This is a genomic window from Streptomyces sp. NPDC003635 (genome assembly GCF_053587635.1).
In genome coordinates this window covers 1-8,362 of sequence record NZ_JBSFOK010000098.1, presented here as the reverse complement: position 1 = coordinate 8,362, position 8,362 = coordinate 1, and the positions used below count along the sequence as shown (strand labels likewise).

The window sequence follows — 8,362 nt, the reverse complement described above, 5'->3', positions numbered from 1 at the left end:
GACCGCCGGGCCCTGCCCGCACCCGACCTCGACGCGGACAGCGGCGGCCGCGCCCCGCGCAACCCCGCCGAGGAGATCCTGTGCGGCCTGTTCGCCGACACCCTCGCCCTGCCCTCCGTGACCATCGACGACCACTTCTTCCACCGCGGCGGCCACTCCCTCCTCGCCACCAGGCTGATCAGCCGGGTCCGCACGGTCTGGGACACTCGCATCACCATCCGCGACCTGTTCCAGAGCCCCACCCCGGCGCTGCTCGCCGAGCACATCGCGGCGGGCGGCGGCGGCAACCCCCTCGACGCGGTCCTGCCCATCAGGGCGGCGAAGGGCACGGCCGGTCAGGAACCGCTGTTCTGCTTCCACGCCGTTTCGGGCGTGAGCTGGGGGTACGCCGGACTGCTGCCGCACCTGGGCACCGACCGGCCCCTCATCGCCTTCCAGGCACGCAGGCTCGACGGCGCCCACAACGCGCCCGCGTCCATCGAGGAGATGGCCGACGACTACCTCGCGGAGATCCGCAGGGCTCAGCCGCACGGCCCGTACCACCTGCTCGGCTGGTCCTTCGGCGGGCTCGTCGCGCACGCCGTGGCCGCCCGCCTCGAAGCGGCCGGGGAGGACGTGGCCCTGCTCGCCCTCCTCGACTCCTATCCGCTGCCCGCGGGGTTCACCGCTCCCGAGATCGACGGCCGGCACGTGCTGACCGCACTCCTCGGCAGCCGGGGCGAGACGGTTCGGGTGCGCTGCGCGGACACCGTCCCCGACATCGCCGAACTCGCCGAGGCGTTGCGGCGGACGGACCCGGTGCTCGCCGGCCTCGAGCACGCCCAGGCCGCGGCCGTCGTCGCGACCACCGTCGACAACCTGCGGATGCGCTACCGCTATGTGCCGGACCGGCGGTTCGGCGGCGGCGCGCTGTTCTTCGACGCCACCGGCACCCCGGCCGGGCGGTCGGGAGCGGCGGCCTGGGCGCCGTATGTCAGGGGCCGGGTCGAGGAAGTCGCCGTCGACTGCGAGCACGCCCGGATGACCGAGGCCGAACCGCTGCGAGCGATCGGGGAGGTCCTCGCGCGCAGGCTGCGGCCGGCCCGCATCTGACATCCAGCGCGGAGAGGGGTCCGTACGGCGACGTGCGGACCCCGCCGCATGCCCGTCGTTCCTCGCCCCCTGCTCGCGGCCCTGCCGAACTGCCCGCATACTGCCGCTCTACCAGCCGGATCGGCGCGCTCGCGGTCCTTAGCGTGAAGTAGTCCGCACGATCGGCCAGGCCCCGTGAGCGGTCCGGTCCGGCCCCCAGAGGAAGTCAAGGACATGGTGGATCATTCCGGTTGGCGCGTCGGTGTCGCCTCGGCACCGATACATCACGGCGAAATTCTCCAGGGCGTCTTTCCGCACCAGGGTCAGCTCACCCGGGGACTGGTCACACTGCCCTGCACCGTCCACACCACCCGGGCCTCCTTCATCCCGGCCCGGGGCGAGGAGTTGACGGTCTTCCCCACGTGGAAGAGCAAGGCACGGCGCGCCGCCCAGCTCGCCGTCGAGGCCTGCGCGCGGCCCGACGACGGTCCCGTCGGTGGCCACCTCGAACTGGCCGGCGACGTCCCGCTGTGCCGCGGGTTCGGATCCTCGACCAGCGATGTGCTGGCCGCGATCTGGGCGGTGCAGGACTCCTTCGTGCGCCCACTGCCGCCCGAGACGGTGGCGCGGATCGCGGTCCATGCCGAGACGGCCTCCGACTCGCTGATGTTCAAGGAGAGTTCGGTGCTGTTCGCGCAGCGCGAGGGCAAGGTCATCGAGGACTTCGGCTACCGCATGCCGGCGGTCCGCGTCCTCGGGTTCGGTTCGCGGCCCGATAACGAGGGCAAGGGCGTCGACACCCTGGCCTTCCCGCCCGCGCGCTACGGCGACGCCGAGATCGGCGTCTTCGCCGAACTCCAGGCCGTGCTGCGCGAGGCCATCCACACCAAGGACGTCGCCCTGATCGGCGCGGTCGCCTCCGCCAGCACCGACATCAACCAGCGGCACCTGCCCATCCCGCTCCTCGGGGAGCTGCGCGCCATCGCCCGCGAGACCGGCGCACTCGGCATCCAGGCGGCGCACAGCGGCGACATCGCCGGGCTCCTCTACGACCGCGACGACCCCGAGGTCGACGCCCGCACCGAGCAGGGCCGGCACCTGCTGCACACCATCGGCATCCACGAGCAGTGGATCTTCACGACGGGTGAACTGACATGACTGCGACCACGATCGCGGGCGCCGCGAAGCTGCACGACTCGGTGGTGGACGCCACCGAGCTGCCGCGCATCATCCAGGTGTCCGACAACCTCTACGCGGCCGCCTTCAGCCTGATGAAGCTGCTGCCGGCCCGCTACATCGTCGACCGCGCCGAGGCCGCCGGGCTGCTGCGGCCCGGCACCCGGATCATCGAGACCTCCTCCGGTACCTTCGCGCTGGGCCTGGCCATGGTGTGCCGGCTGCGCGGCTACGACCTGACCGTCGTCGGCGACTCGGCCATCGACCGGGACCTGCGCACCCGCCTCGAAATGCTGGGCGCAACCGTCGAGATCGTCGAGTACGCCGGTCAGCCCGGCGGCATCCAGGGCGCCCGCCTCGCCCGCGTCGAGGAACTGCGCGCCCTGCATCCCGACAGCTTCGTGCCCGGCCAGTACGACAACCCCGACAACCCCGGCGTCTACGGGGTCGTCGCCGAACTCATCGGCGAGACGGTCGGCTCGGTGGACTGCCTGGTCGGCCCGGTCGGCTCCGGCGGCTCCACCGGTGGCCTGGCCGCCGCCCTGCGCCCCGCCGACCCCGCCCTGCACCTGGTCGGCGTCGACACCCACGGCTCGATCATCTTCGGCATCCCCGACGGGCCGCGCACCCTGCGCGGCCTGGGCAGCAGCATCCACCCCGGCAACGTCCGGCACGCCGCCTACGACGAGGTGCACTGGGTCACGGCCGCCGAGGCCTTCCACGCGACCCATGAACTCTTCCGCAACCACGGCCTGTTCATGGGCCCCACCAGCGGTGCGTCCTTCCAGGTCGCCGCGTGGTGGGCGGCGCGCCACCCCGACAGCAAGGTCGTCATGGTGCTGCCCGACGAGGGCTACCGCTACCAGTCCACCGTCTACAACAGGGACTGGCTACGCGAACAGGGCATCGAACCGGCCCCCACCCCGGGCGGCCCGGTCACCGTCGAGCACCCGCTGGACGCCCCGCCGACCTGGGCCCGCCTGGTGTGGGCGCGCCGCGGCTTCGGCGACGTCATGATGCCGGAGGACGAGGCGTGACCACCCCCGTGCTGCTCCTCGTCGAGTCCAACACCACGGGCACCGGGCGCCAGTTCGCCCAGCGCGCCCGCGCTCTCGGTGCCGAGCCGGTACTCGTGAGCGCCGACCCCGCCCGCTATCCGTACGTCGCCGAGGACGGGCTGCGTACGGTCGTGGTCGACACCTCGGACACCGAGGCGCTGTGGGCGGTTGTAGGCGAACTGGAACCCGCCGGGGTCCTGTCGAGCTCGGAGTACTACATCGCCACCGCCGCCCGGCTGGCCGCTCGGCTGGGGCTCCCAGGACCGTCGGCCGCCGCCGTGCGCGCCTGCCGGGACAAGTCGGTGCAGCGCCGCGTCCTGGCCGAGGCGGGCGTGCCGGTGCCCCGGTTCACGACGGTCCTCGACACCGCCGAGGCGATTGCCGCCGCGCAGTGGCTGGGCGGACCCGTCGTGGTCAAACCGGTGCAGGGCTCGGGCAGCCTGGGCGTACGACTGTGCCGTACGGTCGTCGAAGTAACGGCCCACGCGCGGGAGTTGCTGTCCGCGACGGTCAACGAGCGCGGCCTTGGCACTCCGTCCGTCGCCCTGGTGGAGCAGTATCTGACCGGGCCGGAGTTCTCCGTGGAGGTGTTCGGCGAGGAGGCCGTGGTCACCGTCGCCAAACACGTCGGCGCGCCGCCGGTCTTCGTGGAGACCGGACACGACGTCCCCGCCGTGCTGCCCGTGTCCGAGGCCGCCGCGCTCGTCGACAGCGCCGTGCACGCCGTCAAGGCACTCGGCCTCGGCTGGGCCGCCGCCCACGTCGAACTGCGGCTCGACGGCGGCGTGGCCCGCGTCATCGAGGTCAACCCCCGGCTGGCCGGCGGCATGATCCCGGAGCTCGTGCGCCGCGCGCTGGGCGTCGACCTGGTCGAGGCCCAGGTGCGGGCGGGACTCGGACTTCCCGTCGACCTCACCGGGACACCGGGCGCGGCCGGCGCCGCCTCGATCCGGTTCCTCACCGCCGACGCGGACGCGGTACTGGGCGACACCGGCGCCGCCGAGGCGGCGGCGCGGGCGGTTCCGGGTGTCGTGGACGCTGCCGTGTACCGGGCGGACGGCGCCCGGGTCGGACCGGCCGAGGACTTCCGGGGCCGGCTCGGCCACGCGATCGCCACCGGTTCCGTCCCCGGGGAATCCGGGCGAAGGGCGGCCAAGGCGTGCGACTTCGGACTGGCCACGGCACTGGAACCGGTGCGGGCCCGTGATCTGGTGGTTCGTGATCGCGCGCCGGCGTCGGCGAAGGAGGCGACGCCCGTATGAGTACCTCCGGAGTGGACACCGGCCGGTTGCGCACCGCCCTCGACCCCCGCGCCCACCGCATCGTCTACGGCACCGGTGGCTCGCTCGGCCAGGAGCTGCGACTGATCAGCGAGGTCGACCGGGCGCACCTGGTGATGCTCACCGAGTGCGGCATCGTGGACCCCACCCGCGCCGCCGCCCTCCTGGACACCATCGCCGAGCTGCGCAGGTCCGACTTCGCCCCGGTCCGTGAACTCCCGATGCCCCGTGGCGTGTACCTCGCCTACGAGGGCTGGCTGGTCGACCGGCTCGGCCAGGAGGTCGGCGGCGTACTGCACACGGGCCGCTCCCGCAACGACCTCAACGCCACGACCGTACGGCTGAAGGTACGAGGTCCGTACGCCCGACTGACCGGCGAGGTCACGGAGTTGGCGCGGATCCTCCTGGAGCGTGCCGAGGAGTACCGGGACGTGACCATGCCCGCGTACACGCACGGCCAGCCCGCCGTGCCGATCTCCTACGGGCACTACCTGTGCGGGGTCGCGGGCGCCGTGCTGCGCTCCCTGGCCGACCTTCTCGACGCCGGACGGGAGATCGACGTCAACCCGCTCGGGGCGGGCGCGGTCGGGGGCACGTCCGTTCCCGTCGACCCGGCCCGCACCGCGGCCCTCCTGGGCTTCACCTCGGCCGCGCCGAACTCGGTCGACGCCGTCGCCTCACGGGACTTCGCGCTGCGGCTGCTGTCCGCCGCGTCCGTCCTCGGCGTGCTCCTGGCCCGGGTTGCCCGCGATCTGACCTGGTGGACCACCGAGGAGTTCGGGCTGCTGCGGATGGCTGACGACCTGGTCGGCTCCAGCTCGATGATGCCGCAGAAGCGCAACCCCTTCCTGCTGGAGCACATCCAGGGCCGATCCACCGCCGCCCTGGCCGGTTTCACCGGGGCCGCGGCCGCCATGTCGACCGCCGGGTACACCAACGCCATCGCGGTCGGCACCGAGGCCGTACGCCATCTGTGGCCCGGCCTGTCCGGCACGGAGGACGCGACGACGCTGCTGCGCCTGGTGATCTCCGGGGCCGAACCGGACCGGGACCGCATGCGCGCCCGCGCCAGGGACGGGCTCACCGCGGCGACGTACCTCGCGGAACGCCTTGTGGTGGACGGCATGCCCTTCCGCTCCGCCCACCACCTCGTCGGCGAGACCGTCCTCGCCGCCCTGGACGGCGGCCTGCCGCTGTCCGAGGCCGCTCACACGCAGCCGGCCGTGGCCGCGGCTGCCCCCGGATATCCCGCCGACTGGCTGGACCCCGAGACCGTCTCCGCCGCCTGCGCCCACGGTGGCGGCCCCGGCGGAGCGGCACCGGAGGCGGCCATCGCCGAAGCGGAGCATGAACTTCGTTCCCTGACAGACGAGTTGGCCGCACGCCAGAAACGCTGGACCGACGCCACCGAGCGACTCACCGACGAGGTCGCGAAGGTGGTGGCCCAGCGATGAGCGGACCGCCGCGGCGCGCACGGGAGGCCGGCGGGCTCCTGCGGCAGCGGGACTTCCGGTTGCTCTGGGCGGGGGAGACCGCCAGCCGGTTCGGCAGCAACATCACCGGCGTCGCCATGCCGCTGGTCGCGGTGGTCACCCTGGACGCGAGCACGTTCTGGGTGAGCACCCTGGCCGCGGCGGCCTGGCTGCCGTGGCTGCTGATCGGACTGCCCGCCGGCGCCTGGGTGGACCGGCTGCCGCGCCGCCCGCTGATGATCGCCTGCAACCTGGGCTCGCTGCTGCTGCTCCTCAGCGTGCCCGCCGCCGCCTGGCTCGACGCGCTCACCATGACGCACCTGCTCGTGGTCGCCCTGCTCACCGGCCTGGCCAACGTCTTCTTCTCCCTCGCCTACCGCGTCTACCTGCCCTCCGTCGTCGCCCGCGAGGATCTCCCCGAGGCCAATGCCAAGCTCCAGGGCAGCGAATCCGCGGCACAGCTCGCCGGGCTGGGCGGCGGGGGCATGCTGGCCGGCGTGTTCGGAGCGGTCAGCGGCCTCCTCGTCGACGCCGCGACCTTCCTCGCCTCCACCCTCTGCCTGCTCGGCATCCGCACAACCGAACCCCCGCCCGGCAAACCCGCCGCGCCGCGCGCCCTGCGCGACGACGTCAAGGACGGCCTGCGGTACACCCTGCGCGACCCGTACCTGCGGGTGCTCACGGCCTACGGCACGGTCACCAACCTGCTGCTCACCGGCTACCAGGCCCTCCTGACCGTCTTCCTGGTGCGTGAACTGGGTGTCGACGCGGCCGCCGTGGGCTGGCTGCTGGCCGGCGCGAGCGTCGGCGGGCTGCTCGGTGCCGTCGTGGCCACTCCGCTGGCCCGGCGCTTCGGCACCGCCCGGGGCATGCTGGTGTGCAAGTTCGCCACCGCGCCGTTCGGGCTGCTCATCCCGCTGGCCCAGCCCGGCCCGCGGGTCTTCCTGCTCGCGCTCGGCGGGGCGGTGCTCGCGCTCGGCGTGGTGGCCGCCAACGTCGTCCAGGGCACCTTCCGCCAGCAGTACTGCCCGCCGCGCATGCTCGGCCGGATCACCGCGAGCATGTCGGTCGCCAACTTCGGCGCGATCCCGCTCGGTTCGCTGCTCGGTGGCGTCCTGGGCGCGGCCCTCGGCGTGCGCCCGGCACTGTGGCTGCTGACCGGCGGCCTGGCCGTCAGTTCCGCACTGCTGCTCGCGGGACCGCTGCGTCGCCGGCGCGACCTGCCCACCCGGCCGCCCGGGGAACCGGAGGAGCCCGAGGAGGGGCCCCGGCCGTCCGAGGCCGCCGCCCGGGGCTGACCTGCCCGGCGGCGCCCCGTACATCCTTCATCGAACAAGGAGGGGTCCGGTGAGTGATCCCAGGAGTACTGCCCGGAGCGCGGTCCTCGGCGGCCCGGCGCTGCTCGCGCCCAGGGCACCCGTCCGCGCCCTGCCCCGGCCCGGTTCCCTGGACCTGTGGCTGCTGAGAGTGCCCGAGGTGCGCGGCGCCGGTCTCGACACCGCCGTACTCGACACGACCGAGCGGCGGCGCGCGGCCGAACTGGCCCACCCGGGCGACCGGATCCGTTTCACCGCCGCCCACCTGGCGCTGCGCCGCCTGCTGGGCACCTACCTCGACGTGCTGCCGCAGGAGATCCGCTACGGCCGCGAGACCTGCCCGTGCTGCGGCGGCCCGCACGGCCGGCCCACCGTGCTGGACGTGGCGCATCCCTTGCACTTCTCGCTGTCCCATCGCGGTGACCTCGTGCTGATGGGCACCGCGGTGGCGCCCATCGGCGTCGACGTCGACCTCGTCGCCGACCCGTGCAGCGCGGCCGAACTCGCCACCATGCTGCATCCCGCCGAGCAGGCGGAGCTGGAGGCGCTGCCGCCCGTGCGGCGCCCCCGCGCGCTGGCCCGGCTGTGGACCCGTAAAGAGGCCTACCTCAAGGGTCTCGGCACCGGTCTGGGCCGCGACCCGGCGGCCGACTACGTGGGCTCCGGCGGACCGCCCGGCCCGACCTCACCGGCCGGCTGGACCCTCCTCGACGTCCCCGTGGACCGCGGATACGCGGCAGCGGTGGCCGTCCACGGGGAACTGACCACGCCGTTGCCCCGGGTGAACCGGCTGGGGGACAGCGACCTTCGGGAACAGCGCAGTCCCGAGAGGCGATGAGTCGCAGGGCCTGGCACAGCTCCGCCAATGCCGACGATCCCCGGACAGATGATCTGTCCGGGCCCGCGAGTTGATCAGCAAGCACGGCCTCGAGCTGTGGCTTCAGGTCGACGGAGGGGTGTCGGCCACGACGATCGAGCGGTGCGCGGAG

At 73.6% G+C, this 8,362-nt stretch carries 7 protein-coding genes and 1 pseudogene; all 8 read left to right on the top strand.

All coding sequences use genetic code 11. From position 1 onward, the window contains the following. The coding region (locus tag ACWDRW_RS39810; RefSeq protein WP_451733329.1) for an alpha/beta fold hydrolase at positions 1-1,092 on the top strand (1,092 nt) is incomplete at its 5' end. A 213-nt stretch (positions 1,093-1,305) separates the two neighbouring features. Next, a complete protein-coding gene (locus ACWDRW_RS39805; RefSeq protein WP_451733326.1) occupies positions 1,306-2,229 on the top strand; it encodes a GHMP family kinase ATP-binding protein in 924 nt (307 codons plus the stop codon). Further along, a complete protein-coding gene (locus tag ACWDRW_RS39800) occupies positions 2,226-3,284 on the top strand; it encodes a PLP-dependent cysteine synthase family protein (protein WP_451733324.1) in 1,059 nt (352 codons plus the stop codon). Before ACWDRW_RS39805 ends, ACWDRW_RS39800 begins: the two co-directional genes overlap by 4 nt. After that, the gene (locus tag ACWDRW_RS39795) at positions 3,281-4,567 is read left to right on the top strand and encodes an ATP-grasp domain-containing protein (RefSeq protein ID WP_451733322.1); all 1,287 of its coding nucleotides are present in this window, start codon (positions 3,281-3,283) and stop codon (positions 4,565-4,567) included. The genes ACWDRW_RS39800 and ACWDRW_RS39795 overlap by 4 nt, the downstream gene beginning before the upstream one ends. Then, positions 4,564-6,039: an argininosuccinate lyase gene (gene argH / locus ACWDRW_RS39790; protein ID WP_451733320.1), complete on the top strand. Its 1,476-nt coding sequence runs from the start codon at positions 4,564-4,566 to the stop codon at positions 6,037-6,039. Before ACWDRW_RS39795 ends, argH begins: the two co-directional genes overlap by 4 nt. Next, positions 6,036-7,355 (top strand): MFS transporter, encoded by a 1,320-nt coding sequence (locus ACWDRW_RS39785; RefSeq protein ID WP_451733317.1) that lies wholly within the window; start codon positions 6,036-6,038, stop codon positions 7,353-7,355. Before argH ends, ACWDRW_RS39785 begins: the two co-directional genes overlap by 4 nt. A gap of 49 nt (positions 7,356-7,404) precedes the next feature. Beyond that, positions 7,405-8,211 carry a 4'-phosphopantetheinyl transferase family protein gene (locus ACWDRW_RS39780; RefSeq protein WP_451733314.1) on the top strand — a complete coding sequence of 269 codons (807 nt, stop codon included), beginning with the start codon at positions 7,405-7,407 and terminating at the stop codon, positions 8,209-8,211. 58 nt (positions 8,212-8,269) lie between these two features. Then, positions 8,270-8,362: pseudogene (locus ACWDRW_RS39775) on the top strand (ribulose-phosphate 3-epimerase); the annotation flags it as partial.